Annotated in this window: 21 protein-coding genes and 1 pseudogene; 13 read left to right on the plus strand and 9 right to left on the minus strand. The window is 66.2% G+C overall.

Annotated features, from left to right (window positions below; translation table 11 throughout):
* Positions 1–61 precede the first annotated feature (61 nt).
* Entirely contained in the window at positions 62–2,608 is a 2,547-nt protein-coding gene (locus FB461_RS01910) for an N-acetylmuramoyl-L-alanine amidase (protein WP_142118453.1), read from the plus strand.
* A 74-nt stretch (positions 2,609–2,682) separates the two neighbouring features.
* Here the strand turns inward: FB461_RS01910 and FB461_RS01915 are convergent, their stop codons facing one another.
* A complete protein-coding gene (locus FB461_RS01915) occupies positions 2,683–3,696 on the minus strand; it encodes a glycosyltransferase family 2 protein (protein ID WP_246045960.1) in 1,014 nt (337 codons plus the stop codon).
* A 260-nt stretch (positions 3,697–3,956) separates the two neighbouring features.
* Here FB461_RS01915 and FB461_RS01920 point away from each other — a divergent pair, with 260 nt between their 5' ends.
* The 3 genes from FB461_RS01920 (at position 3,957) to FB461_RS01930 (ending at position 6,587) form a co-directional block, all read left to right on the plus strand.
* Positions 3,957–4,922, plus strand: a complete 966-nt coding sequence (locus tag FB461_RS01920) for an ABC transporter permease (RefSeq protein ID WP_170222564.1) — start codon at positions 3,957–3,959, stop codon at positions 4,920–4,922.
* A 22-nt stretch (positions 4,923–4,944) separates the two neighbouring features.
* Entirely contained in the window at positions 4,945–5,787 is an 843-nt protein-coding gene (locus FB461_RS01925; RefSeq protein WP_246045961.1) for an ABC transporter ATP-binding protein, read from the plus strand.
* Between the two features lie 113 nt (positions 5,788–5,900).
* A complete protein-coding gene (locus FB461_RS01930) occupies positions 5,901–6,587 on the plus strand; it encodes a phosphocholine cytidylyltransferase family protein (protein WP_142118459.1) in 687 nt (228 codons plus the stop codon).
* A gap of 93 nt (positions 6,588–6,680) precedes the next feature.
* Here the strand turns inward: FB461_RS01930 and FB461_RS01935 are convergent, their stop codons facing one another.
* Together FB461_RS01935 and FB461_RS01940 are read right to left on the minus strand one after the other, a co-directional pair.
* The gene (locus FB461_RS01935) at positions 6,681–8,378 is read right to left on the minus strand and encodes a SpoIID/LytB domain-containing protein (protein WP_142118461.1); all 1,698 of its coding nucleotides are present in this window, start codon (positions 8,376–8,378) and stop codon (positions 6,681–6,683) included.
* Between the two features lie 117 nt (positions 8,379–8,495).
* Positions 8,496–9,368, minus strand: coding sequence for an RDD family protein (locus tag FB461_RS01940; protein ID WP_142118463.1), 873 nt, complete (start codon positions 9,366–9,368; stop codon positions 8,496–8,498).
* 59 nt (positions 9,369–9,427) lie between these two features.
* On the opposite strand from FB461_RS01940, the gene FB461_RS01945 reads away from it, so the two are divergent.
* Positions 9,428–10,414, plus strand: coding sequence for a stage II sporulation protein M (locus tag FB461_RS01945; RefSeq protein ID WP_142118464.1), 987 nt, complete (start codon positions 9,428–9,430; stop codon positions 10,412–10,414).
* Positions 10,415–10,433: 19 nt separating this feature from the next.
* Here the strand turns inward: FB461_RS01945 and FB461_RS01950 are convergent, their stop codons facing one another.
* Genes FB461_RS01950 through FB461_RS11920 form a run of 5 tightly spaced genes read right to left on the minus strand, consistent with a single transcriptional unit; the run spans position 10,434 to position 15,972 of the window.
* Complete coding sequence (locus FB461_RS01950; protein ID WP_142118466.1) at positions 10,434–11,774, minus strand: DUF58 domain-containing protein; 1,341 nt, start codon at positions 11,772–11,774, stop codon at positions 10,434–10,436.
* Between the two features lie 28 nt (positions 11,775–11,802).
* Positions 11,803–12,765: an AAA family ATPase gene (locus FB461_RS01955; protein WP_142118468.1), complete on the minus strand. Its 963-nt coding sequence runs from the start codon at positions 12,763–12,765 to the stop codon at positions 11,803–11,805.
* Positions 12,762–13,991: a DUF4350 domain-containing protein gene (locus FB461_RS01960; protein ID WP_142118470.1), complete on the minus strand. Its 1,230-nt coding sequence runs from the start codon at positions 13,989–13,991 to the stop codon at positions 12,762–12,764. The genes FB461_RS01955 and FB461_RS01960 overlap by 4 nt, the downstream gene beginning before the upstream one ends.
* Positions 13,988–14,668, minus strand: coding sequence for a DUF4129 domain-containing protein (locus FB461_RS01965; RefSeq protein WP_142118472.1), 681 nt, complete (start codon positions 14,666–14,668; stop codon positions 13,988–13,990). The genes FB461_RS01960 and FB461_RS01965 overlap by 4 nt, the downstream gene beginning before the upstream one ends.
* Positions 14,665–15,972 (minus strand): DUF7847 domain-containing protein, encoded by a 1,308-nt coding sequence (locus FB461_RS11920; protein WP_170222565.1) that lies wholly within the window; start codon positions 15,970–15,972, stop codon positions 14,665–14,667. The genes FB461_RS01965 and FB461_RS11920 overlap by 4 nt, the downstream gene beginning before the upstream one ends.
* A 126-nt stretch (positions 15,973–16,098) precedes the next feature.
* Here FB461_RS11920 and mtrA point away from each other — a divergent pair, with 126 nt between their 5' ends.
* The 7 genes and pseudogenes from mtrA to FB461_RS12475 all read left to right on the plus strand — a co-directional run bounded on the left by mtrA (position 16,099) and on the right by FB461_RS12475 (position 25,106).
* Complete coding sequence (mtrA, locus tag FB461_RS01980) at positions 16,099–16,779, plus strand: MtrAB system response regulator MtrA (protein WP_142118477.1); 681 nt, start codon at positions 16,099–16,101, stop codon at positions 16,777–16,779.
* A 4-nt stretch (positions 16,780–16,783) separates the two neighbouring features.
* Positions 16,784–18,475, plus strand: coding sequence for an MtrAB system histidine kinase MtrB (gene mtrB / locus FB461_RS01985; RefSeq protein ID WP_142118479.1), 1,692 nt, complete (start codon positions 16,784–16,786; stop codon positions 18,473–18,475).
* Positions 18,472–20,283, plus strand: coding sequence for an LpqB family beta-propeller domain-containing protein (locus tag FB461_RS01990; protein ID WP_142118481.1), 1,812 nt, complete (start codon positions 18,472–18,474; stop codon positions 20,281–20,283). Before mtrB ends, FB461_RS01990 begins: the two co-directional genes overlap by 4 nt.
* Positions 20,284–20,817: 534 nt before the next feature.
* On the plus strand, positions 20,818–21,201 hold the full coding sequence (locus FB461_RS11925; protein WP_170222566.1) for a ComF family protein: 384 nt from the start codon (positions 20,818–20,820) through the stop codon (positions 21,199–21,201).
* Positions 21,202–21,380: 179 nt separating this feature from the next.
* The gene (hpf, locus tag FB461_RS02000) at positions 21,381–22,019 is read left to right on the plus strand and encodes a ribosome hibernation-promoting factor, HPF/YfiA family (RefSeq protein ID WP_142118485.1); all 639 of its coding nucleotides are present in this window, start codon (positions 21,381–21,383) and stop codon (positions 22,017–22,019) included.
* Between the two features lie 228 nt (positions 22,020–22,247).
* Positions 22,248–24,746 (plus strand): annotated as a pseudogene (gene secA, locus FB461_RS02005) (preprotein translocase subunit SecA); the annotation flags it as partial.
* Entirely contained in the window at positions 24,741–25,106 is a 366-nt protein-coding gene (locus tag FB461_RS12475; protein WP_425466901.1) for an SEC-C metal-binding domain-containing protein, read from the plus strand. The pseudogene secA and the gene FB461_RS12475, both read left to right, overlap by 6 nt.
* Before the next feature lie 250 nt (positions 25,107–25,356).
* On the opposite strand, the gene FB461_RS12215 is transcribed toward FB461_RS12475, so the two are convergent.
* Positions 25,357–25,785: an Rv3235 family protein gene (locus tag FB461_RS12215; RefSeq protein ID WP_246045962.1), complete on the minus strand. Its 429-nt coding sequence runs from the start codon at positions 25,783–25,785 to the stop codon at positions 25,357–25,359.
* Positions 25,786–25,898: 113 nt separating this feature from the next.
* Between FB461_RS12215 and FB461_RS02010 the strand changes: the two genes are divergently transcribed.
* Positions 25,899–26,354 carry a DUF6912 family protein gene (locus tag FB461_RS02010; protein WP_142118490.1) on the plus strand — a complete coding sequence of 152 codons (456 nt, stop codon included), beginning with the start codon at positions 25,899–25,901 and terminating at the stop codon, positions 26,352–26,354.
* Positions 26,355–26,575: the final 221 nt, after the last annotated feature.

Genomic DNA, 26,575 nt, shown 5'->3' on the forward strand with positions numbered 1-26,575 from the left:
AACCCAGCGCCACGCCGCGCCAAATCTTGTGACTGATGTGACTATTGTTACGATTCGATATATGCGCGGGCCACTATCTCTAACGCTGTCCACGGTGCTCGCTGCTGGAATCCTCGCGGTTCCGGTTGCGGTGCTTCCTTCGCTGACGCAGGAAGTGAGCCCCGACCAGAGCACTATTGCGGTCAGCGGAATCGACGCCAGTGCGCTAGCCGAGCCGGGCGCACTCGACCCCGTCTCGGTGGTTCTCGATGGCACTCCCGGCAAGGGAAAACTGGCCGCCATCACGGGCCGCCTCGATACGCAGTCGTTCATGGTGACCGGCGTGACGTGGGACCTCACCGAGGATGCAGACGTTACGGACGTCGCCGCCCGAATCCGCGAGAACGGTACGTGGTCCGCCTGGACTCAGTTGCCGGTGAGCGACAATCCCGACGTCAACCTCGAGGGCGACGTGACTCCCCGGGGCGGGACGGAGCCTCTGACGAGCGTTGGCGCCGACGGTATCCAAGTCAGGATCTCCACCGCAGATGGCACCGTTCCGGCCGGAACCGAGATCGAGCTCATCGATCCCCACGTCACGGCCATGGATGCGCAGTTGACCAGCCCGGGCGGTTCGGTTGCCCAGGCCGCCGACAACCGCGACGTGCTCAAGCCCAAGGTCATCACCAGGAGCCAATGGGGCGCCAAGGAGTCGCTGGGGGGCGCCTGGAATGAAACGTCGAACGGCATCAAGTCGATCTACATCCATCACACGGCCGGTGCCAACAGTTACACGGCCGCCCAGGCACCCGCTCTCGTGCGCGGGATCTACTCGTATCACACGACCGGAATGCGTTGGGCAGATATTGGCTACCAGTTCCTCGTCGACAAGTACGGGAACATCTACCAGGGTCGTCGCAACGCCACCGTTGACACTCCGATCGGCGCGCAAACAGGGGGCTACAACACCAATACGATCGGCGTAAGCGCCCTGGGTAACTACCAGACGGTGAAGCCGACGGAACCTCTGCTCGAGGCTCTCGAGAGCGTCGTTGCCTGGAAGGCCTACGAGTACGGGCTCGACCCACTGGGCAGGACCAAGCTAACGACCGGCACGAGTTCGAAGAGCACCACTCGCGCCAGAGCGGGGACGACCGTTTCGGTGAATGTCATTCAGGGGCACCGCGACACGAACTTCACGGCATGCCCTGGTCAGTATCTCTACGCGCAGCTACCGGCCATCCGCACCTCCGTCTCCGACCGAATGAACGGCGCATCGATCGCGTACGGTTCGCTGATCGATAGCATCAAGCACCCGACCCGGATCGTGCCGGCCAACACGCAGGCCCCAGTGCAGTGGACGGCGGCGAGCACGTACCAGTGGAAGAAGGTCACCGGCGCGGTCTCCTACCAGGTCCTGACGCAATCGAGTTCGTCGTGGAAATCAGGTTCCCCCTCGAACCGGGCGTGGAATCTGTACAAGTCGACTAAGTCCACCAAGGTCAGCGTCAAGATCCCGGCGGGCGCGACACGCGTCATCGGGGTGAGAGCCGTGGATTCCGCCGGCCGGCGCGGTCCGATCAGGATCCTCGCCACGGCCAGCGGTCCCGTGCCGCGCACGCAATGGACGTTCAAGAAGTCCGCCTGGAAAACGAAGAAGAGTTCCGGCTACTGGTCGGGCGGCGCCCTGCGGACGTCGAAGAAGGGCGCAAAGATCTCGCTGAAGTCCGCGAAGTCGGTCAAGTACGTCGTGTTTCGGGCGCGGACGGGACCGGGTGCCGGCGCAGTCAAGGTCAAGGTCGGCAACGTCACCAAGACCGTCTCGTTCAAATCCAAGAAGGTCAACCCCTCTGCCGTGGTCAAGGTGACGCTCCCCAAGGTCGCCTCGGGTACCGTCACCGTGGCGACCCGCTCCGGCAAGGCGGTGTTCATCTCCGGCATCGGGCTGGGTCGTGCCGCGCGCAAGACGGTGCCGGCACGCAAGGCTGGACCGGCCGCTCCTCCGGTCACGGTTTCGACGGACGCGAGCGACGTGCTGGCCGCGACGCAGACCGTCACCTGGACGGCGCCCGCAGGAGCCTCAAGCTTCTACGTACTTACTCGTAAGGCACTGGCCGACGACGCGGGACTCGGTCCGTGGACCAAGACGGCCACCAAGAAACGATCGCTTACTGTCCCCGTCGCGGAGGGCGAATACGTCGAGGTCGCGGTACTCGCCAAGAAGGGCACGACTTGGAGCACCGCCGCCGCCGTTCCCATATTCAGCCGATCGATTGATTTCTCCGCGGTGACGCTGAATCGTGGTTGGTCGCTGCTCCTCGGTTCGCAGGTGTCGCCCCCGGCGATCAAGGCGCTGACGGCCGCGAGCAACAACGCCGTCATCACCCTGCCGAAGGTGGGTTCGGCGACCTCCGCGCAGATCCTCGCGGCGACGGGGCCGGATCAGGGAACACTCGTCATTGAGGATTCGGGTATCGCCGTCGCGACGCTCAACCTGTCCATTCTGCCCGCTAGCCAGGCGTCATTGATTCGTGTGCCATTCACCAAGACGGTCTCGGCGAAACTCAAGGTGCGGACCGTGGGCACGAATCCCATCACGATCTTCGGGATCGGGTTTACGCGCGCCTAGCGTCACTCGTCCCGCAATGCGGGCGAGGGCGAACTGCGCGCCTCCCGGAGCAGGCGCGTGATCGGGCCTGCCCGTCAGGGCCGAAGGACGCGAGAACGATCGTTTGTGCGTCGAGCGCCGCGTAGGAGACCCTTCCAGAAGCCCGTTCCCCACGCGACGTGCATCGTGGGCAGCACGGCCAGCGTGGCGATTCGATCAGCCAGGGAATGCGCCTCGCTGTCGCGTGCCGTGGCGACGAGGATGGTCATCAGGTAGACGAGGGCGGGGGACCACGCCGCCGCAAGCCACCACGGCTTGCCGGCCAGTCCTGGGGACAGCGCCGCGATACTGCTGACTACTATTCCCGCCAATACTGCGGCGACCAGGGCGGGCGGAGCGAAATAGCGTAGCGAGGTCGCGCGCGGATCGCGTCGCGCGAGCTCGCCGCGCCAGGCGCCGGTGGCGAAGAATTGCCGAGCGACAGCCCCGAGTGAGGCGCGGGGTCGGTAGATCACCTTGAGTTCGGGATCGAACCAGACCAAATACCCTGCGGAGCGGATGCGCAGATTGAGTTCCCAGTCTTCCCCGCGCAGAACGGATTCGTCGTACATCCCGACCTCGTCGAGCACGTCGCGGAGAAAGACACCCAGATAGGCCGATTCGCTGGGCCCCTCCTCGCCACCCGAGTGGAAGGACGGGCCGCCGAGGCCGAGTTTGCTGTTGTACGCGCGCGCGACGGCGCGCTGGACCACTGCGGTGCCGGTTGCCACCATGATGCCGCCGACGTTCGCGGCGCCGGTCCGCTCGAGCGTGGCGAGCGCCCTCGCCGCGTAGTCGGTGGGGATTTCGCAGTGTGCGTCAACGCGCACGATCACGGGGTACTTGGCGGCGCCGATCGCCGCGTTGAGTCCCGCAGGGATGTTGGCGCGGGGATTCCGCACGAGTCGTATTCGCCCGTCTGCCGCGTCGCTCAGACGCTGCGCCACCTCGTCCGTATCATCCGTGGAGGGGCCGAGGGCGAGGATCAACTCGCTTTCGCCGTCAACCTCCTGCTGCAGGATGGACGTGACGGCCTCGGTGAGGTAACGAGATTCGTTCAGGACGGGCATCACGAAACTCAGGCCGGTTTGCAGTGTATTCTCCCTTGTCCGAGCCCATCCGGGCGACATGGCGATGGCGCCGCTGCCAGGTATCGGTCTGATCGATCCTACAAGATCGTCATCGGAGGCGGCCGGTGACGTCGCGCGCCGGGTATCTCGGCGGCCCGGCGGTCTTGTAGGCTATTGACGATTCTGCGGATGGCAGCAGGATGGCACGATTCCGAGCGAGCAACCGAGCTCGTTCTCACCCAGACAGGACGGAACGAAGCTTGAATCGCGTTGAATCTCGGCGCGGGCGCTCGTCCGCGGCTCCCCCGGGGCAGGACCCCGACGGCGGGGAAGGGGCAATCCCCGACGAGAAGTTGACATCGGGCGACCTCGCGGCGCGCTATGGGCTGAAGCCGGTCGGAGTGCGCGCCGGGCTGGTGGAGTACGTCCGCGATCTCATCCGCTGGGCACCCTTCACTGTCGCCCTCGGTCTGGCGCAGGCCTCATCGCGCAACCGCGCCTCCTACCTCGGGCAGATCTGGAACTTCCTCAACCCGATCCTGAACTCGGCCGTGTACATCCTGGTATTCGGACTGTTGCTCGACACGAGCCGCGGTGTGACGAACGTCGTCGGCTTCATCGTCGTGGGCGTGTTCATGTACCGATCCTTTTCCGACGTCGTGACGGGGGCGGGCAAGTCGATCCGCAGGAGTAAGAGCCTGATCAAGTCCCTGCCGTTCCCGCGTGCCTCGATGCCGCTTTCGTCAACCGTTTCGGAGGCGGCGGTCCTCGGTCCCGAAGTGGTCGTGATGCTCGTCATCATCTGGCTTTCGGGATTCATTCCGCGGATGGCGACCGTCACCTGGTCGTGGCACATCATCCTGGTCATTCCCGGTCTGATGCTGCTCTATGCCTTCTCGCTGGGCTGCGGGCTGTTCGTCGCGCGACTTGTCGCATTCGTGCCGGATATCGCCAAACTGCTGCCGTTCGTGCTGCGGCTCGTGATGTACGGCTCGGGCGCCATCTTCCCGGTGTCGCACTACTTTACGGACGGCACGATCCAGGCGATTCTGACCTATCAGCCCGTTGCCGTCATGCTGACGATTATCCGTCAGGTGACGCTGAGCGAGCCGTCCATACCGTTCAATTGGACGATGTGGCTGTGGGCGCTGGGTTGGGCGATCGTGGCGCTCGCCGTTGGTCTGGTGTTTTTCTGGCGAGCAGAGGCGCGATATGGCAGAGAATGAGCGCCAGCAGCGCGTTCCTTCGGTGATCGTGGACGATGTCCATGTGACCTATCTGGTGATCGGCTCCAAGGGCGGGGCGGTCAGAGCCCGCAAGAACGATTCGCGATGGAAGCGGCTGCTGCGCAAGGGCGCCAAACTCTCTGGTGCGGGAAAGACCGAGATCCACGCGGTGAAGGGCGTCTCCTTCACTGCGTACGACGGTGAAGTCATCGGAATCCTCGGCACCAACGGCTCGGGCAAATCAACGCTTTTGCGGGCGATTTGCGGTCTTCAACCCGTGTCGCAGGGCAGGGTCTACATGAAGGGCAAGGCGTCGCTGATGGGTGTCGGCGCTGCGCTGATGAAGAATCTCACCGGCGAGCGCAACATTATGATGGGCTGCCTTGCCATGGGCATGTCGCCCAGGGAGGTTAGGGCCAAGTTCAAGGAGATCGTCCGCTTTTCGGAGATCGGGGACGCCGTCTATCTGCCGATGTCGACGTATTCGCACGGCATGGCGGCGCGCCTCAGATTTGCTATCTCAACGGCGATGACCCCGGATGTGCTCGTCATCGATGAAGCACTCGCTACGGGCGACGCAGCGTTCAAGCAGAAGAGTCGTCGACGCATCGCCGAGATTCAGGAAGCGGCGGGCACCATCTTCGTGGTCAGCCATTCGGCGCGCACCATTCAGTCGATGTGCACTCGTGCCATCTGGTTGGATCAGGGCGAGATCCGGATGGATGGACCCGCCGACGCGGTAGCCAAGGAATACCGGGCCCACATGACGACCATCAGGGCCGAACGGCGCCGCCGTCGCCGCGAGCGACGCGCCCGCCGACTGGCAGAAGAGGCACGGCTCGAGGCGGAGCAGCCGGGCACCTAGCCCCGCCTGCCCGATCGAGTTTCCCGGCGTGCTTCGCGGCTCATCCGGTAAAGTCGAATGGTTGCACCCCGCGCCGTGCGTGGTTGCGAACTCGTGGAATTGGAGCAGATTGAATGCAGGTAGCGATTCTGGCCGCCGGGATGGGAACCCGACTCGGTAAGCCCTTCCCCAAGTCACTGACCCCGTTGAGCGACGGCCGTTCGATCATGGCCCAGCAATTCGAGAACCTGCAGCAGGAGTTCACCGACCCGCAGATCTACGTCGTGGTCGGCTTCAAGCTCGAGATGATTCTCGAGGCGCATCCACGAGCACTGTTCGTCTACAACGAGGAATTCGATCGTACCAACACCTCCAAGTCCCTGCTTCGCCTGCTCCGGTCCTCGGGCCCGGGCGGTGTGCTGTGGCTCAACGGTGACGTGGTATTCCACCCCGCCGTGCTCGGTCGGCTGGCGCCATTTATCGATGCCGGCCAGTCCGTCGTCGCCGTGAATACGTCGGCGGTTGCGGAGGAAGAGGTGAAGTACACCGTCGACGGTGACGGATTCATCGACAAACTGTCCAAGCAGGTGCAGAACGCCCTCGGCGAGGCCGTGGGGATCAACTACGTGTCCGAGGCGGACAAGGCGGCGCTCATCCAGCGGCTCGACGAGGTGGACGACCAGGACTACTTCGAGCGCGGCATCGAACTCGCCATCGAGCAGGACGGCGCGAAGTTCCTGCCCGTGGACATCTCCGACCTCTATGCGGTCGAGGTCGATTTCGCCGAGGATCTGGAGCGCGCGAACGCGCAACTGTCCTGACAGTGAATGGGGCCAACCACCGCGCGAACGCCTGCGGATGGCACGTTTGGCGTGTAGCCCGCCCCGCGCTGGTCGCCGGGCGGGTGCAAGCCGTCAGTTGGTGGGCGTGATGCTGGTGAACCAGGAGGACGGCATGGAGCCGAGGCGCGAGCGCACGACGTCTGCCTTGGCTGTGTAGGTGGCCGTCTTGCCTGAAGTGGACGTTGCCCGGAGGGTCTTAGCCTGGCCGGACGCGTAGCGCTCGGTCACCTCGAGTTTTGCGACGTTCGGCAATCCGAACACCGAGGCGACCCGGCTCGCGGCGATCGTCCTGGTCCAGGAGGCCATGGCATTCCCCGGCGCGCGCAGACTCTGGGCGTCATCCACGGACTTCAGGTAGTCCACGGGCGTTGCCCACACGTCCTCGCTGTTGGCGGTCGCGCCACCGGAGGACGAGTAGTAGTAGGTGGCGATGGGGGCGTTCTTGTGCGTGAGGACCTGTGCTTGCGCGCCGGAGATCGTCGCGTCCACGGCGGCCTTCCAGATTGCCCCGTAGTTGGTGGTGCCGACCGTCTCGTTCTCCTTGTTCCAGCCCGTGTAGTTCTGGTCGCGGACGTCATCGACGAGGTGGCAGTTGCACTTGGCCTTGAGCTTTCCCTGAGGCTTAGCGGCCGTGACCCTCATGCGGACGAGGGCGTAACTCCGGGCCGTGATCGCCTGAGCGGACAGTGCCGCTGCGCCCTGGTTCTTGGCGGAGCCCCAACTCGATGGCATTTCCGCGATGCCGTAGAGGTACTCGTTCAGGGGCAGGTCGTTGACGATGTTGAGGCGCTTGTCGATCGCGGACACTTTGAGAACCCCGTGCCGGTAGGTGCCGTTCGCGCCGGTGATCTTCGCAACGGCCGCAGTTCCGGCACCAGGGAACTCGTCGGTACCCGACCACTGGAGGATCATCCCGTCCGCGGTCCAGGACAACGGCGTCAGGCTCGATCCCGTGACGTCGGCCTTGACCCGGCTACCGGAGATCGAGAGCTTGAGCTTCATTCCCTTGGTGGCGATCCCGGATGAGGGGAAGATGACGTTCCCCTCGGGATCCACCACCCGCCAGCGGCCTCGGTCCACGGAGAAGGTCGTGGTGTTGGCGCTGTCAGCGTAGCCGCTGAACGAGTATGGCTCCGGCCCGAACACCTGCACGCCGATGCGGGCGGGCACGGCGATGGTCTGCACCTTTGCGCCCGTATAGTACGCCCGCAGGATCGTGGCGGCGCTATCGCCCTCGCGCGCCCGCTCGTACGCGCCGAACTGGGACATGCCGACGCCGTGGCCGAATCCGGATCCGTTGATCGTGAACGCGCGCGCCGCGGTGAGTTTGCTCGGGGCCGCCACCGAGGCCTTGACCTTGATCGTGATCGACTTCGAGTAGGAACTGCCCTGCTTGATCCGGTACTTCGAAGTCTTGGCCGGCTTAACCTTGATGCTCGCCTTGCCCTTGGCGATCGTTGCCTTAACCGAGGTGTTCTTCCACTTGCCGCCGTCGTACTTCTGCAGCCGAACGGACGCCTTCGTGACGGGCTTGCCCTTCTTCTTGAACACGACCTTTATGGTGGCTTTGGCCCCACGGGTGATAGTTGTCTTGGGTGCCGTGGCCTGGAGGGTCACCTTCGCGGGCTGGACAGCGTGGGAGGCGGGCGCTGCGGATACGCCGAGCGCTCCGATCAGCGCGAGGATGGCGGCGAAGGCCGAGAACCTGTGTCGGGATTCGACATAGGCGCGCGTGAGCGCCCGGTTCGCTGGGCGCGGCGGTTTAGTCACATGAGTCACATTAGTCACAGGTGCCACGCTTGTCGACTACGGTACGGGGCATCCCCCCCGCAACCAATCGCGCGCCGTCACGGGCGAGCGGTGCGCGCCAGCGTTAGCCTAAGCCGGCTAGCCCAGCGAGTCGCGCACACCGAAGGGCAGGCGCGTCAGCATGGCGTGTCGCGCGGCGGCGACGTTCTGCGAGCGAATGGCTGCCGCCAGATCCCGATCGCGGCGTTCGGCGAGCACCGCGGCGATAAACGCCTCCGGATGGGTCCCCGGCGGTGGCCCGGGCGCGACCGAGGGTTCGAGCATCCCGGCGATCTGATTCCCGAGTGCCGCCCTTGGGCCAGGAGCGAGCTTGTGGGCCCGCTCAAGGAACTGGCGCGCGACGAGCGCCCGTCTCGGGTCCAGTTGCCGCAGGTCCGCATGCCGCGCCCATGGCGCCAGGTCCGCGGGCATGACGAGGGGTGACGTCTTGATCGTCCCTCCTCGCACGCGAATGGCGTAGGTGCCAGCGAGTAGATCGCCTAGGCGCTTGCCCTTGTTGTTGAAGAAGGACACCGCTATGGCGATCGCGCCCGACGTCATCCATATCTCAAAGACGGCGACCAGTGCGCGGATGAGCGCGTGCCGGAACCTAATCGGGCCGCCGTCGTCGCGGACGATGCGGATGCCCATGGCGAGCCGGCCCAGCGACCGGCCGCGCGTGAACGTCTCGACGATGGTGGGAAGCGCGACGAACGCGCCCACGAAGGTCAGGATCTGCGCGACCGCGACGGTGTCCTCGTCCAACCCGCCGGGCAGCAGCCTGTCGAGTGCGGCCAGGCCCGTCATCAACGCCCACAGGGCCAAGAGAACGGCGAGTGCGTCGATGATTCCGGAGAGCAGCCTGACGGCGAAGGCGACCGGCCTGGTGTCGGCGACGACGCCCTCGGACAGCACCGTTCCCTCGAGGAGGGCGAGTTCTACGTCCTCCACCCGGGACTGCTGGATAGCCATGCCCGCATCTTCCCACAGGAATCCAGCGAAGGCCGGTAGGAGTGTGTCAAGGTAGAGCCGTGGACCTGGACGCATTCATCGTGGTGAGCCGCCCGCGCTGGGAGCGACTCGATGCGCTCATCAAGCGCCGTCGGCTGAGCGGGCGCGAGGCGGACGAGCTGGTCCAGTTGTATCAACAGGCTGCCACTGACCTGTCGGTGGTTCGCTCCACGGCCGCGGATCCCGTACTCATCTCGCGCTTGTCGGAGTTGCTGCTACGGGCTCGGGCGCACATCGCCGGGGCCCGAGAGAACACGTGGGAGTCTGTGATCCGCTTCTTCGTGGCGTCCCTGCCAGCGGCGCTGTATCGCGTTCGCTGGTGGACGGCCGCGGTCGCCATCGGTGTGATCGCTGTCGCCACGGTGACGGCGATCTGGGTGGCCACGACGCCCGAGGGTCTCGCGAGCATGGGTTCGCCAGAGGTCCGCGAACAGTACGTCTACCACGCCTTCGCGGAATACTACGACCCGGGACTCGGCTTCGCCTCACGCGTGTGGAGCAATAACGCATGGATAGCGGCGCAGTGTGTCGCCCTCGGCATCACGGGTCTGTGGCCCGCGTACGCGCTGCTGCAGAATGCTATCAACGTCGGCGCAGTCGCCGGGCTCATGGGCGCATACGGCGAACTCGATACCTTCTTCGCGCTGATTCTGCCGCACGGCATGCTCGAACTCACGTCGATCTTCATCGCTGGCGGCGCCGGACTCAAACTTTTCTGGACGTGGATCGATCCCGGCCGACGACCGCGCGCCGTCGCGCTCGCGCAGGAGGGGCGGGCCCTGTTCACCGTGGCTATCGGTCTCGTTCTCACGCTGCTCTTGTCAGGCGTCGTGGAGGGGTTCGTCACCGGGTCCGGCCTGCCGACGTGGGCCAAGATGACGATTGGCGCCGCGGCGCTCGCTCTCGTGATCGCCTACGCGGGAGTCTTCGGCCGGCGGGCAGTGAGGCGCGGCCACTCCGGAGACCTAACGCAGGACGATGCGGGATACGAGTTGCAGTACGCCTGACGCCCGCCCAGGGAGCAAATCAGAGCTGGCCTGAGGACTTCAGTTCGAGGTAGCGGTCTGCGAGGCGGGGCGCGAGCTGTTCGCCTGGCGCATCGATAACGCTGACTCCCAGGCGGCCCAGTTCGGCGCTGATCGCCGCTCGGTCGAGTTCGGAGCGCAGGAAGGCCGCCAGTTCGAACGCGTCGGCCGGGGGCTCGTCCGCGCCCGAGGGCGCCGCATCGCCGCGGGGCACCGCGTCAGTCGCCGCCGCGCTGTGCCACGGGCCGCCGTCGCTGGTGGCCGCCGACGCGAGGACGACGCGATGCCGCTGAGTGAGGGCGGGCAGAACCGGAAGCAGGCCCGCCTCGATCGCGGCGGTCTCCAACCCGGTCACCAGGACGATGAGCGAGGGCTGGCGGTGATGCGTCTGCACCCAGCGCGCGATCGTCTCCCAACCGGTTTCGACGAGCATCGGCTCGACGCCGGCGAGTCCGTCAGCAACCGAAGCGAGAGCGCTGTCGGCTTTCGAGGTGGCGGTCACCCCCAGCAGGTCGCGGTCGAACGCGACGACGTCCACGCGGTCGCCGGCGTGTGAGGCCAGCGCCGTGAGCAGCAGTGTCGCCTCGATCCCCGCGTCGAGGCGCGTGCCGCCCTCGACGCGGACCGCGCTGGTTCGTCCGGCATCGACGATCAACAGCACCCGGCGGTCGCGTTCGGGGCGCCACGTGCGCACCACGACCTCCGATCGCCGTGCCGTCGCGCGCCAGTCGATGGAGCGGACATCGTCGCCGATGACGTATTCGCGCAACGAGTCGAACTCGGTGCCCTCGCCGCGCACCTGCACGGCGGAACGGCCGTCCATCTCGCGCAAGCGTGCGAGACGGCTCGGCAGATGACGCCGCGACGTGAAGGCGGGTAGTACTCGCAGCGCCTGCTCGCGCGGGAAAGTTCGCGCACGCCCAGCGAGCCCGAGGGGTCCGTAAGTGCGAACCGCGATGGGACCGGCCGGCAGGTCGCCGCGACGTGACGGTAGCAGAGGAGTCGACACGCGGGTACCGTCGCCCGCGCGGAGCCTGATCCGATGGATGTTCTCGACTGCTCCCGCGGACGGTACCCACAGATCGCGCACCTTCGCCCGCGCTGTCCGCTTGGCGAGGTTGCGCACGGTGAGCATGCTGCTCGATGGTTGACCCAGGCGCGCCGTTGCAGGAGGGGCCCCCTGAATGCGTAGCCGCTTGGGGGAGACCGCCACGGTGGCATCGATCGCGGCGACCAGAGCGACGCCGAGAGTCCACAGCCACACGACGGATGCAGACTGCCAGATCAAGGCAGGCACCACGCCCGCGACCTGGAGCAGAACGAGCCGTCCGGTGACGATCATGGCCACTTCCTTCCGAGCGAGCCGGGGGTCATCGGGGGACGGGGATGGCACCGAGCACGGTATTCAGCACCGATGCGACGGTCACGCCCTCCATGGCCGATTCCGGACGGAGGGCAACGCGATGAGCGAGCGTGGGGTGGACGAGCGCTTTGACGTCGTCCGGCGTCACGAATTCGCGACCGGACAGCCAGGCCCACGCGCGTGCCGTAGCGAGAAGCGCCGTCGCGCCGCGCGGAGACACTCCGAGGGAGAGCGATGGCGAGTTCCGCGTAGCGCGGCAGATGTCGACGATGTAGCCCAGGACGTCGGGGTGAACCGCGACGTGGGCGACCTGATCGCGAGCCGCGGCGAGATCGGCCGCGCCTGCGACCGCGGACAAGCCCGCCCCCTGCAGATCGCGCGGGTTGAAACCGGCGGCGTGGCGGGCAAGGATCTCAGTCTCGATCGCCCGCTCGGGCAGCGGTAGCGTCACCTTGAGCAGGAAGCGGTCGAGTTGCGCCTCGGGGAGCGCATAGGTGCCCTCGTACTCGATGGGGTTCTGCGTCGCGATCACCACGAACGGGTCGGGGAGCGGCCGCGCCTGCCCATCGACGGTGACCTGGCGCTCCTCCATGGCCTCGAGCAGGGCGGACTGCGTCTTGGGTGGGGTGCGGTTGATCTCGTCGGCGAGAAGTAGGTTTGTGAACACGGGCCCCGGCCGGAACGAGAACTCGGCGGTTCGAGCGTCGTAGATCAGCGAACCGGTGACGTCACCGGGCATCAGGTCCGGCGTGAACTGGATTCTCTTGGTCTCCAGAGACAAGCTCTGGGCGAGCGAGCGCACCAGCAGCGTCTTGGCGACCCCGGGGACCCCTTCGAGCAGCACGTGCCCGCGGCACAGCAGCCCGATGAGCAGCGTCGTCACGGCGCTGTCCTGCCCCACTACCGCCTTTGCCACCTCGTGACGAACGGCGGCCAGGCGCTCGCGGACCTGGGATTCTTGGATGCTCATGCTGGATTGACCTCTCTGCGCAAGCTGTTGAGTTGGATTGAAAGTGCGGTTAGTTCGGCGGACGAGCGCGGATCTGGCCCGTATAGCAGGTGATCGATCTCGTGGGCGTCGCGCCGGGTCGCGACTGCGATGGCCGGCACCACGGTGTCGCGCTGCGCCGTGGGTGGAATGCCGAGCCGGCGGGCGATGTCGGTGACTGCTCCCGCGCGAATCAGCGCCGCCGCGTGGGGATAGTCTCGCGCTCTGCGGTAGAGCCGCGTTCGACCGTGGACTAGCTCGCTCGGGCTCACGACGACCGGCAGTCGCTCCGGAATCACCCGGCCGAATCGAGGGCCGCGACTCCACATGGCGAATGCCACGGCGAGCAGCAGTGCCAGCCCCGCCGGACCGATCCATTGAGGGGCTGTTGCAGAACCGCCCGAATCTGGACCATCGACCATCGATGTCCAGTCGGGAATGAGCCACACGAGGCGGGGGTGAGCGCCGAGGACGCGAAGTCCGAGAGCGGCATTGCCGTAGTCGGCGAGGTGCTCGTTCGTGAACGGCTCCGAAGCGGCGAGGACGGTCGTGTCCCCGGATCGCGCCATGGCGCCGATTCCACCGACGCCGAAGCAGATCTGGGCAGCGGCTTCGCCGTCGGTGCGGTATCCGAACCCGACGGGCCCGATCTCCTCGGCGGCCATGGCATCCGGATCATCGCATCGTGCCGAGACTGGACCTGCGCCACCCGGCAGCGCATCCGCGTCAAGGTGTGGCGCGAATGCCTTCAGCAGATCCTCCTGCGGCTCGATAAGAACTGTTGAGGTGGCCTTTCCCCGTAGCGAGCGGGACTGTTCCGAGGAGATCCCGTAGTCGGCGGCGATGAGCAGGGTCGACTCCCGCGTACTCGCTCCGAGTTCGGCGATGGCCTCATCTCCGGTTGTCGCGAACGTCACGGAGACACCCTGCCTCCCCAGAATCTGCGCGAGGGCTCGCGCACCTGCCGGGTCGGGGTTGTCTGGTGCGAACGGGGTGGCTGAGGTGCGCGGCTGCACGATGGCGATGAGGACCGCGCACACGCCGACCACGATCGCGACGGTCACCCACGCGATGGCGGCGCGGCGCCGGGGCCGGGCCGGAATTCGGTTCCGACGCGCGCGTGCCCGGCGCTCCTTGCCGCGAGGGCGCAGTTCGTCACTCACGGCGCTCTCGGGGGGTTGTGCAAGCGCTGGGGCGGGTGCGGTCATCGGACGGCCCCTCCGTCGGGTGGCTCGCCGATTCCGGGCTCGGCGGTGGCCAGGACGAGGTCGTCATCGATGTGCTCGGCGCGCGTGCGGGCCAGGTGCGAGCAGAACTCGAGCGCCGCGCGCGCCTCGCCGGCGGACACGTCCTGGTCGTTGTAGGCGACCGCATCGAAGGTCTGCGCGCTGAGGATGAGTTGGTCCGTTAGGTGCGGGAAGGCCCGGGTGAGGCTGCCGGCCGCCTCGTGCGCGGTCAGGCCGGGCAGGGGCGAGATGAGCAGGCGCTCGATCCCGTCCTGCGTCATTGCTCGAAAGGAGAGAATCAGCGCGCGCTGGTAATCGGCCGCGCGGTACGCCGTATCTGCGTGAGCCCGGAGTTCGCGGGCGCTCGCCGTCTGGTCCGTGAGCGAGAGTGAGGCATCATCGATGTGACGGGCGCGGCGCATCGGCCCCATGACCACGATCAATACGACAGCCACGGCGATGACGACGGCGATGATGATCCAGAGGCCGGTCTGGCCCCCGGCCGCGGAATCCGACAGCCGATCGAAGAACCCGGTGATCTTGTCCATCAGCCACGCGATCGGGTCTCGGTGCGGATGGTAGATCGGCTGACTGAGCTCGTCGCGGGCCCACGTGCGGCCGGTGGGCGCATCGGGCTGAACCGCGGCTACCAGGTTCACCGGGACGCGGCCTTCGCGGCAAGGGTCACGTCCAGTCCTTCGCGCCGCATCCGCGCGTCGATGTAGAGCAGGGCGATCACGCCTGCGGAGAAGGCAACCGAGATGCCCGCGCCAAGGATGTTCGCGAGCGTCAGGAGCAGGATGAGGAACGGGGCGCTACCGGTCGCCAACCCGACTAAGGTACCGACGACTGCAAGTGGTATCGCCACCACGTTCTGGACGATTCCGCTGACCAGGTAGGCGAGGATCTCAATGCCCAGCACGCGCCAGAACAGTGGCTTCGTGAGTTGCCAGGAACGACGCAGTGAACTGAACACGCCCTCGGATTCGAGGATCAGGACCGCGGGGGAGAAACTCAGGAGCACGGTAGCGGCGATGAGAGCGAGCACCGCTGCGATTCCGAGCAGGATGCCCAGTACCACCGCGAGACCGACATTTGCCTGCGCGGCAAGGACCGTCGCGCCGACGGGAACCGCGATGATACCGGCGGAGATGAGCGAGGTGACGATTGCGAGGCCGAACAGGGCCCAGATTCGAGGCCGGACTTGACGCCAGATTTCGGCGGCGGTGGGCTTGATGCCGAGGACGAGTTGACCGAACGCGAACACGAGGGTGCCGCTCACGATGATCGTGGCTAGCGCGAGGCCGATCGTGCCGAAGGAGATGATGCCCTGCTGCTCGAAGTAGTTCATCGAGCCGATCGTGGTCTCGGCATCGTCGAGTGTGTCCGCGAAGCGGCCGAATCGGGCACTTATCCAGGGCATGAGGACGACGCCGATGGCGGTCGAGATAGTCATGCAGATCGTGACGATCGCCAGCGTGAGCCCGAGGGTGACCTTGAAGTTCCGGCGCACGCCGTTGATGGCACCGTCGAAGATCTCGCCCAGGGATAGCGGCCGCAGTGGAATAATGCCGGGCTTGAGTCCGAGCATTGACGGAGGTACGTAACCCGGTCCGGCGTTCGGATCGATGGCGCCGTACTGGGGCTGGCCGTAGCTGGGGGCGCCGTACTGGGGCTGGCCGTAGCTGGGGGTGCCGTACTGGGGCTGGCCGTAGCTGGGGGTGCCGTACTGGGGCTGGCCGTAGCTGGGGGTGCCGTACTGCGGCTGGCCATAGCCGGGGGTGCCGTACTGCGGCTGTCCGTACTGTGGTTGGCCGTAGCCGGGGGCGCCGTATTGCGGCTGTCCGGATCCCGTCTCGGGCACTCCGCCTGCGCCCGGCGCGACGAAATCAGCCGTAGGCCCTGCGGGGTTCGTTCCCTGCTGGGCGGATTCGTCCTCGGGCGTGAATCCGGGGGTCGTCATCTCGGTAATTCTCCCTGGTCCTAGGCGGCTACCTGCGTCCAGCCTAATGGTGCCACGCGATTCCAGACGCTGCTCTCAGGCGGCGGGCACGTCCAAGCACAACGGAGAAATGGCAAACTGGGATCCATGACGTCTCGCATTCTCGTTGTCGATGATGACGCAGCCCTCGCTGAAATGATCGGTATCGTCCTGCGCTCCGAGGGATTCGAGCCTGTCCTCACCGGCGACGGGGAGCAGGCGGTGGCGCTCGCCAGGAGCGAGTCGCCCGATCTCGTCCTGCTGGATGTCATGCTGCCGGGGCTGGACGGCGTGAGCGTCTGCCGCGAAATCCGCCTCGAATCGGATGTGCCGATCATCATGCTCACGGCGAAGTCGGACACGGTCGACGTCGTCGCCGGACTCGAGGCCGGGGCCGACGACTACGTTTCCAAGCCGTTCAAGCCGAAGGAACTGATCGCCCGCATCCGCACGCGCCTACGCCGTCGGGACGAGCTCGCGGCACAGGCCATCAACGTCGCCGATCTCACGATCGATGTCACGGGGCACAAGGTCGCGCGCGGCGACCAGGAGATCCAACTGACCCCGCTCGAATTCGACCTCCTCGTCGCGCTCGCGCGCAAGCCGTGGCAGGTATTCACCCGGGAGCAACTGCTCGAGCAGGTGTGGGGTTACCGGCATTCCGCCGACACGCGGCTGGTCAACGTTCACGTCCAGCGGCTTCGCTCCAAGGTCGAGCACGACCCCGAGAATCCCCAGGTGGTGCTCACCGTCCGAGGCGTCGGGTACCGCGCTGGCGCGAACGCCTGATCCGATGCGGCAGCGCGGCGCCGGTGGGGATGAACGGGACGTGCGCGACCGTGCGCGCATCCCGGTGCTGCGCCGTTTCCTAGCCTCGTGGCGTTCCTCGCTCCAGGCCAAAGTGCTCGCGTCCGTGCTGGCGATGACCCTGATCTCCCTGGCGGTTGTGACGGCGCTGATGTCCAGCACCATCCGGGACGGAATCGTCAACCAGCGGCGCCAGTCGGTCCTGACGGAGAGCGCGCGCTCTATCACCGGCGTGCGGGCGCTGCTGAACTCGTCCGCCGCCTCGAACAGCACGCAGATCCAGCAGTTGCTCCAGGACACGATCGGAACCCTGCAATCCGGCGCGGGCGGGCAGCGCGACGTTTTCCTATGGCGCATGCGGGAGCAACCGACGCCGCAGATCACCGTCAACGACGTCTCCAGTGATCCCGACCTGGGCGGGCTTATCACTCCCGAACTGCGGGCCGCGGTGGCTCGTGATGCCGAATCGGCGCACTGGCAGTCGATCGCCATCGCCGACGGCGATTCGATGCTGCCGGGCATGGTGGTCGGCGCCGCGATCGAGGTTCCGGTCGCCGGCACTTTCGAGCTGTACCTCATGTATTCGCTCGATGCGGAGCAGCGCACGCTCACCTTCATCCAGCGCGTCCTTATCGTCTCGATCGCCGCGCTCACGGGGGTGCTCGTCCTGATCACCTGGCTGGTAACTCGGCAGGTGGTTCGCCCCATCGTCGCGGTGTCCTCCGCGGCGGAGCGCATCGCGGACGGCCACCTGGACGAGCGCCTGCCGGTACGGGGATCCGACGAGGTGGCCGCACTCGAATCCTCGTTCAACGCGATGGCCGCGAGCCTGCAGGATCAGATCGAGCGGCTCGCGCACCTCTCGGCACTGCAGCGGCGATTCGTCTCGGACGTCTCGCACGAACTGCGAACGCCGCTGACGACCGTGCGCATGGCCGTCGACCTCCTGCACGACGAACGCGACGAATTCCCGCGGGCGACGCGCCGTTCGGTTGAGCTCCTCAAGGATCAGATAGACAGGTTCGAATCGCTACTCACCGACCTGCTGGAGATCAGCCGATTCGATGCCGGCGCCGCCCACCTCGACGTGGATGCGCGAGACGTTGCCTCGATGGTTCGTGGGATCATCGAGGGAATGATGCCGCTCGCGGACAACGAGGGGGTCGTCATCGAGTTGAAGACGCCGCTCGACAGGGTCGTATGCGAACTCGACACCGTCCGGTTTGAGCGCATCATCCGCAACCTGCTCGCCAATGCGATCGAGCACGCCGAGGGCAAGCCCGTCGAGGTTGAGATCGCGCAGACCACCTCCGCGATAGCGGTGCGGGTTCGAGATCACGGCGTCGGGCTGAGCGAATCGGACCTGACTCACGTTTTCGACAGATTCTGGCGCGGCGATCCGGCCCGAGCCCGCACCACGGGCGGGACGGGGCTGGGGCTGTCCATCTCCCTCGAAGACGCATTGCTCCACAACGGCCGACTCGAGGTCGCCGGTGCACCGGGTGAAGGGGCGACGTTCCTGCTGACGCTGCCCAAGAACTCGGCCACCCCCATCCTCGATGCGCCGCTACTAGTCCGCGATCCGGCCCCCGAGCCACTGCGCTACGACACGATCATCTCCCTCGAGGACGTCGTGATCCCGCACGACGACGTCCAACCCCAAGGCGGCAACGAATGACACTGCCGATCTCCCACCCGACCCGGCCACGCGCGGCGGCGGCCTCGTCCATCATCGACACGGCGCGCACCGCGCGTCGAGCGGCAGCCGCGCTGCTCATCGGGTTGTTGCTCCTCGGCGGCTGCGCCTCGATACCCACATCCGGCCCCGTGCGCGCGCAGGCGCTGCCCGACACGGATCCCGAGACGATCTTCGTCGAGGCCGAAGGGCCGACCGTGGGGGCCTCGGCGATCGAGATCACGCAGGGTTTCATCCGCGCTCAGGCGGCGGGCGTCAACGACGACTTCCGGGTCGCACGCGAGTTCCTCACCGACGCTCGGGCCGCCGAATGGAACCCTCACGTGGGCACGACTGTGTACCTCGGCGAACCGGCCCTCGTGGCGACCGGCGCAGACAGCGCCGCGGTCGAGCAGGACGACGACTATTCTGCCGACTTCGTGGACGTCGGCGGCCCCGTGAGCCTGGCCGCCCGGGTCGATGAGAACGGTGCGCTGACCGAGGCGTCCGCGGGAGCCGAGCAGGTCGTGATGTTCCGGCTCATGCGGCAGGACGGGGAATGGCGGATATCGCAGGTGCCTGACGGGACCCTCGTGTCGCAGCCGAACTTCACCACGACATACCGCCGGATCGCCCTGGAATTCCTGTCCGCCGACGAGCGCTACCTCGTGCCCGACGTGAGGTGGTACCCCGTGCAGAACCTGGCGGCCCACGCCACCGAGGGACTGCTCGCGGGGCCCAGCACCTGGCTTCGCGACGCCGTGCACACCGCTGTTCCCGATCGCACGACGCTCACGGTCGCGGGCACTGTGCACGTGTCCTCGGACGGCGTGGCGGTGGTGGATCTCTCCTCGCAGGTCCTCAACGTGAACACCGAGCAGCGCTCGGTGCTGATGGCGCAACTCAGCGCCGTGCTGATGCAGGTTCCGCAGGTGCGCTCGGTGCGCCTCCTCGCGGCCGGAGCCGACATCACGCAGACACCCGCGATGCTGGCTCGCGGACCCTCGACGGCCTCCGAGGTCACCGCAGTGGTCAACGGCCGGCTTGGGCTGGTTACTGGCGGCGATTTCACCGCGGACGAGCACTTCGAACCTCTCGGCGGTGGACAGGTTACGGCGGTCGCCGTGGAACCGGCCGATGACGATGCGCTACCCCTGCTTACTGTCGTGCGCAGGGGACACTCCGACATTGTTCAGGCACCGGCCGCGGGCAAACCGGCCGCGAACTCTGTTCCGCTGCTCAGCGGGAACGACGTGAGCGAGCCGAGCGTCGATCGGTACGGCTGGGTGTGGTCGTCCGTCGACGGGCGGATCGCGGTGGCCAGCACGGACGGGCGCGAGGAACCGATCGCCGAGTGGCTCGCCGCCAGGCGTGTCACGCAGGTTCGCGCAACTCACGACGGCTCGCGCGTGGCCATCGTCTCGACCGGCACGGGGGACGATCGAGAGCCGGTGCTGGAGGTCGCATCCGTGGTCCGTGACGATCGCGGCGCGCCCACGCAACTGACTCAGGGGATAGTGGTCGGCGGTTCCCTCGCCGACGTCAGCGGGATCGTATGGATCGGCGAGAGCACGCTCGCGGTGCTCGCGAAGAGCTCCACGGCGCCAGATCGCGGCGTATACACCGTGCCACTGGGCGATTGGAGCCAGCCCCAGCCCGCAATCGACAATCCCATCGCCCTCGCGGGCTCCTGGGACGTGCGCTCGCTGTTCGTGCTCAAAGAGGACGGCTCGCTCGTGGCACGAAGCGCCACCGGCGCCAGTTGGACCAGCGTGCTGACGGGTGTGGCGGCCGTCGCCTACCCGGGCTGAGGTCCGTGCTCGCGTCGGTGGGGCGAGCGTTGCGGATTCGTGCGGCGAGCGGGCGCACGGTTGCCTTCGTCTCGGAAGGGGCCCGGGGAAGTTTTTCACAAGGGTGATCCCGAGTGGCGCTACCCGCCATCACGCGCGTCATATGGTCATGTGGCACACCGCGCTCGGGAACACTCGCAACCCCCTGTGATCCGCCGCGCCCTGGCTGAGCTGGCGCGGCTGGTGGTGCCCATACGGTGCGCCGGATGCGGCAGGTACGACGACCCCTGGTGCGCAGAGTGCCGCAGCGACTGGCAGGCGCGCGGGTTCCGGTGCGAGCATCTGGCGGGGAGGCTGGACCAGCTCGACGGAAAAACGGTACTTCCGGTGTGGGCGATCGTGCCATACGAGGGCCCTCATCGCCGCGCCATTGTCGCCGCAAAGGACGGCGGGAGGCGGGATCTCCACGCCCGATTCGCCCGATCTGCCTCGGCTCTCGCCCTCGCTCACACCAAGCAGATTCTAGCTCCGGGGCGAGGCGGACGAATCGCTGTGGTGCCGGTCCCGTCGTCGGCCACCGCGGTTCGCGCCAGGGGCGCGAACCTCACGGCGACGATCGCCCATGGCGTCGCGACCGCCCTCGGGGCGAGGTATCTCGACTGCCTCGTGGCGCGGTCGGTCAAGCGGGACCAGGTCGGTCTCGGACAGGCAGGCCGGTCGCTCAATGCGGCGCGCTCGGTGCGGATCTCCCGGCTACGCCCACCCCGAGGACCGGCCAGGGTCGTGCTCGTGGACGACATCGTGACGTCGGGAGCGACGCTTCGCGCCTGCGCTCGCGTGCTCTCGCGAGCAGGATTCGAGGTGGTCGCCGCGCTCACGCTTGCCTCGACTCGACCACCTGGGACATTGGTTACTGCGATGTCCAGGGAATCGGGCTAGTGTTGGAGACCAAGCGCAGCGAAGCGCGGATCCCAGGCCGAAATCGGTCGGGGATGGCCGACCGAACGGAGGTGGTTCGTCAGTCTGACCGTCAAGGCAGCAGAACACCTGAGGGTGTCGAATTTCGAGCAGGTTCCGGAAAGTCGCGCAGGGCGCGTCAGGTTCATTCGGAGGTCAAAATGGAAATCGTCGTCGTTGGTCGCCACACGGAAGTCGCGGAGAGGTTCCGCCGGCACGTTGAGGACAAACTCGCCAAGGTAAGCCAACTGGCACCCGGGGTGCAGCGAATCGACGTGGAGGTAACGCACGAGAAGAACCCCCGCTTGGCAGACGTGGCAGAGAAGGTCGAGCTGACGGTCCGGGCCAAGGGCCCAGTTGTGCGTGCCGAGGCCGCTGCGGACGACAGGTACGGAGCGCTCGACCTCGCCCTGGACAAACTGAACGAGCGGCTGCGCCGCGCGCACGACCGTCGCACCCGCACAAAGCGACGCGGAGACGCACTGAACGCTGCGGTCCCGGTCGCCGTCGAGGACACGGCGCCCCAGCAGCCCGCGGTCGAGCAGGACGACGACTCAGATCTCATCCCGCACGCCCTTGGCGAGGCGGTCGAGTTCCACATCTCCGGATCACCCGTCGTGATCCGAAACAAGCTTCACCAGGGCGCGCCGATGAATGCCGAGGAGGCTATCGACGAGATGGAACTGGTTGGCCACGACTTCTTCCTCTTCATCGACAAGGTGACCTCGCGCCCGTCCGTCGCCTACCGCCGTCGTGGCTGGGACTACGGCGTGATCGCGCTCGACACCACGTGCAACTGAGCCGCAGTTTCCGGACGTCCTAGTCCGTGCCGAGGGCATCCCGCGTTGGCGGGATGCCCTCGGTGTCGTTTGCCCCTCGTATGGCACGGTTTTTCCATCAGCGAACAAGTTCTGACCGCGTGCCCGGTTCTCACATATCTCGTCTAAGATAGGCCGGTATGTATGGCATCAATCGATGCCCCCACTCGGCGGCCCGGCCGCAAAGATTACGACGTTCAGGAGATTTGCGTGCCTGCAATCCTCGAAAAAGTCCTGCGGCTGGGTGAGGGACGCGTCCTCAAGAAGCTCGCCGCATTCGCGAACCAAGTAGCGGCGCTCGAAGAAGGCGTCGAAGCCCTCACCGACGAGGAACTGCGCGAAGAGACTGACCGCTTCAAGGAGCGACTCGCCGAGGGTGAGACGCTCGATGACATCCAGGCCGAAGCGTTCGCCGTGGTTCGCGAGGCCGCGAAGCGCACGCTCGGCCAGCGGCACTTCGACGTCCAGATCATGGGTGGCGCGGCGCTCCACAACGGCAACATCGCCGAAATGAAGACCGGTGAGGGAAAGACGCTCGTCGCGACGCTCCCCGCGTACCTCAATGCGCTCAGCGGCAAGGGCGTCCACGTAATCACCGTCAACGACTACCTCGCCGAGTATCAGAGCGAGCTCATGGGCCGCGTATTCCGGTTCCTCGGCCTGACGACCGGCTGCATCCTGTCGCGGCAGTCACCCGCAGTTCGCCGCCAGCAGTACGCCGCCGACATCACGTACGGCACGAACAACGAGTTCGGCTTCGACTACCTGCGGGACAACATGGCCTGGCGCGAGGACGACCTGGTCCAGCGAGGGCACAACTTCGCCATCGTGGACGAGGTGGACTCGATCCTCATCGACGAGGCGCGGACCCCGCTCATCATCTCGGGGCCGTCGGACGGCGACGCCGACCGCTGGTACACCGAGTTTGCGGCATTCGTTCGCCGCCTGGACCGCGACACCGACTACGAGGTGGACGAGAAGAAGCACACCGTCGGCATCCTCGAACCGGGCATCGCGAAGATCGAGGACCACCTCGGCATCGACAACCTCTACGAGTCGCTCAACACGCCGCTCATCGGCTTCGTCAACAACGCGATCAAGGCCAAGGAACTCTTCCGGCGCGACAAGGACTACATCGTCACCAAGGGCGAGGTCCTCATCGTGGACGAGCACACCGGCCGCGTCCTGCCGGGTCGCCGATACAACGAGGGCATGCACCAAGCGATCGAGGCCAAGGAAGGCGTGGCGATCAAGGCTGAGAACCAGACTCTCGCCACGATCACGCTGCAGAACTACTTCCGCCTCTATGACAAGCTCTCGGGAATGACCGGTACCGCCGAGACCGAGGCCGCCGAGTTCCAGGGCACCTACAAGCTTGGCGTCGTGCCGATCCCGACGAACCTCGGCCTCCAGCGCGTGGACCAGGCAGACATCGTCTACAAGACCGAGGCGGCAAAGTTCAACGCCGTCGTTGAGGACATCATCGAGCGTCACGAGAAAGGCCAGCCGGTCCTCGTGGGCACCACGAGCGTCGAGAAGTCCGAACTGCTTTCCAGCCTGCTCAAGAAGCGCGGCGTGAAGCACGAGGTACTCAACGCAAAGCAACACGAGCGTGAGGCAGCGGTCGTGTCGATGGCGGGACGCAAGGGTGCCGTGACAGTGTCGACCAACATGGCCGGTCGAGGCACCGACATCATGCTCGGTGGCAATGTCGAATTCATCGCGAACCAGAAGATGAAGGATCTCGGGCTGGACCCGGTGGACACCCCTGACGAGTTCGAGGCCAAGTGGCCGGAGGTGCTCGCCGAGGTCAAGGAGGCCGTAAAGGCCGAGCACAACGAGGTCGTCGAACTGGGCGGGCTGTACGTTCTGGGTACCGAGCGCCACGAGTCGCGCCGCATCGACAATCAGTTGCGCGGACGTTCTGGACGTCAGGGCGACCCGGGAGAGTCGCGCTTCTATCTGTCGATGGAAGATCACCTCATGCTTCGCTTCAAGTCGCCCATGGCCGAGCGCATCATGGACAGCACCGGCTTCCCGGACGACATGCCCCTCGAATACAAGATCGTGACCAAGGCGATCCAGAGCGCGCAGGCGCAGGTGGAGGCGCAAAACTTCGAGATCCGCAAGAACGTGCTGAAGTACGACGACGTCATGTCCCGTCAGCGCGAGGTCATTTACCGGGAGCGCCGCGAGGTCCTCTCGGGTGCTGACATGCAGGCTGAGGTCCAGAAATTCCTGGTCGAGGTGATCACCTCCTACGTCGAGGCAGCCACTGCGTCCGACAGCCCGGAGGATTGGGATCTGGAAACGCTGTGGACCGCTCTGAAGTCCGTCTATCCGGTGACGATCGAGATCGATGAGGTCATCGAGCAGGCCGGCGGCGTCAAGACGCTGTCGAGCCAATTGCTCCTCGACGAGATCCTGTCCGACGCGAAGCACGAGTATGCGCGCCGCGAGGAGGAACTCGGCGCGGAGGCCATGCGGGATCTGGAGCGACGCGTGGTCCTATCGGTCCTGGACCGCAAGTGGCGCGAGCACCTCTACGAGATGGACTACCTCAAAGAGGGCATCGGACTGCGTGCAATGGCGCAGCGCGATCCCCTGGTCGAGTACCAGAACGAGGGTTACCAGCTGTTCAAGGCGATGACCGAAGCCATCAAGGAGGAGTCTGTCGGCTTCCTCTTCTTCCTCAAGGTCGAAGTGCAGCAGGCTGAGGAACAGGTCGAGGTCGAGTCCGAAGGGCTCGAGGAGTACGGCTTCGACGGCGAAGACGATGAGGAGAAGGACGCCTCGGGAGTCACCGTCAGTGCCGGAGCCGCCTTCGGTGCGGGTGGCAAGGGGAAGACCACCACCAAGTTGGTCGCCAAGGGCATCGATGGACCGGCGCGCAAGTCGCAGCCGCTGCAGTACACGGCGGCGGGTGAGGACGGGGAATCGTCCACGACCTCGAGCGTCGACTCGAGCGCCGATGCGAAGCAGACCTTCCCTGGTACTGGGCGAAACGAGCCGTGCCCGTGCGGTTCAGGCAAGAAGTACAAGGTGTGCCACGGCAAGAACGAAGCGTGAGGCGTCACCCGCTGGCGGCTGACGCTAGCGGGTGAAGGTCCGCCAAGCGTGGATCGGCACTGGGGGGCGTGCATCGGCGAAGGCCGATACGCGCCCCTCAGTCAGCTTTGCGTGAGTGCGGGGTTGGTCGCTTTGCGTGAGTGGGGAAGCGGCCGCCCTGCGTCGCGGTGATGCGGCCATCATGCGTGAGTGGGGAAGCGGCCGTCCTGCCCACTGTCCGTGCTCGCGCGAACTCGCGCCTGACGAGGTACTAGACGAGCTCGAGAGCGGACATCCGCCACTTGCCGCGATGGAACTCCATCCGAGCTGCCGCAGCGTGATTGCGGTCGCCCACGGCGACGACCACCGCTACCTCCATCACGTCCGGAGCGGGGGAGCATGATCGCGTGCTCACGAGCCGTATCCGCGGGCGCGTATCGCTCAGGCGGTTCCGGCAGAGTCGTCGGCGCTCGTTCAGGGCGCGCAGCACCTGAGGCGTGAGCCAGGGACGAAGCAGTTCGAAATTGCCGTGGCTGTGCAGAACCTCGAAGGCATGGACGGCGAGGCGGCTTGCCAATGCGCTCGAGGGGGATTCTGTGGACGACGGCCTCGCGCGGCACTGCTGACCTACGCGCTGGTATCCGGCAGCAGGGCGGTGATGCGCCTGTGACTCTCGACTGTTGTGGCACTGAAGGGTCATGGTGGCTCCGTCTCCGGCGTCAAAGTAGACAATGAATGCAATATATATCTATCGACGACCCTTTGGCTCGAATCTGTGGAAAACTCGAGAACGAGCATGCAAGAATTGAAGGTATGCGTATCTATGTCCCGGTCACTTTTGCGACGCTCACGGATGAGAAGGTTCGTTCCGGCCGCATCGATCTCGCACCCGGCGGGGAGGTTCTCGCGCCGCTCGCGACGCCGGAAATGACCTCGGATGAGGTCGAGGAGGCGGAATTCGTGGCGCTGTACCTCGCAGCGGACGCATCGGCTCGGCTGGCCGCGGCTTCGCCTGGAGCGAAACTCCGCCTCGTCCTGTCCTGCGACGTGCCCGACGGTAGTCTCCCCGCTCCGGATGGAGCGGGGCAGATCACGCTGACAAGTCCACTCGAAGGGGCGAGAATCGCGTGCGCGCATGCAGACGACGCTTCGCAATCGGTCGCGATAGCCGGCGCGTTTCGTGAACTCGAAGCGAACGAGGCCGCTCTCGACGACCACGACCTGCTGTGGTACGACGTGAGCGAGCTCGGGGACATTCCCGGCCTCTGAACTGCAGGCCGTGGAGAATCCGCCGGGCTGGGGGCGCGCAGCGCATGCCGAACCCGGCCGGGCGTCTTCGTGCGCGACAGGCCCGCGGTTGGTGACAGGCCCGCGGGTGGTGACAGGCCCGCGGGTGGTGACAGGCCCGCGGGTGGTGACAGGCCCGCGGGTGGTGACAGGCCCGCCGGTGGTGACAGGCCCGCCGGTGGTGACAGGCCCGCCGGTGGTGA

The organism is Rarobacter faecitabidus (assembly GCF_006716265.1).
In the GTDB taxonomy this organism is placed as follows: Bacteria; Actinomycetota; Actinomycetes; order Actinomycetales; family Cellulomonadaceae; genus Rarobacter; species Rarobacter faecitabidus.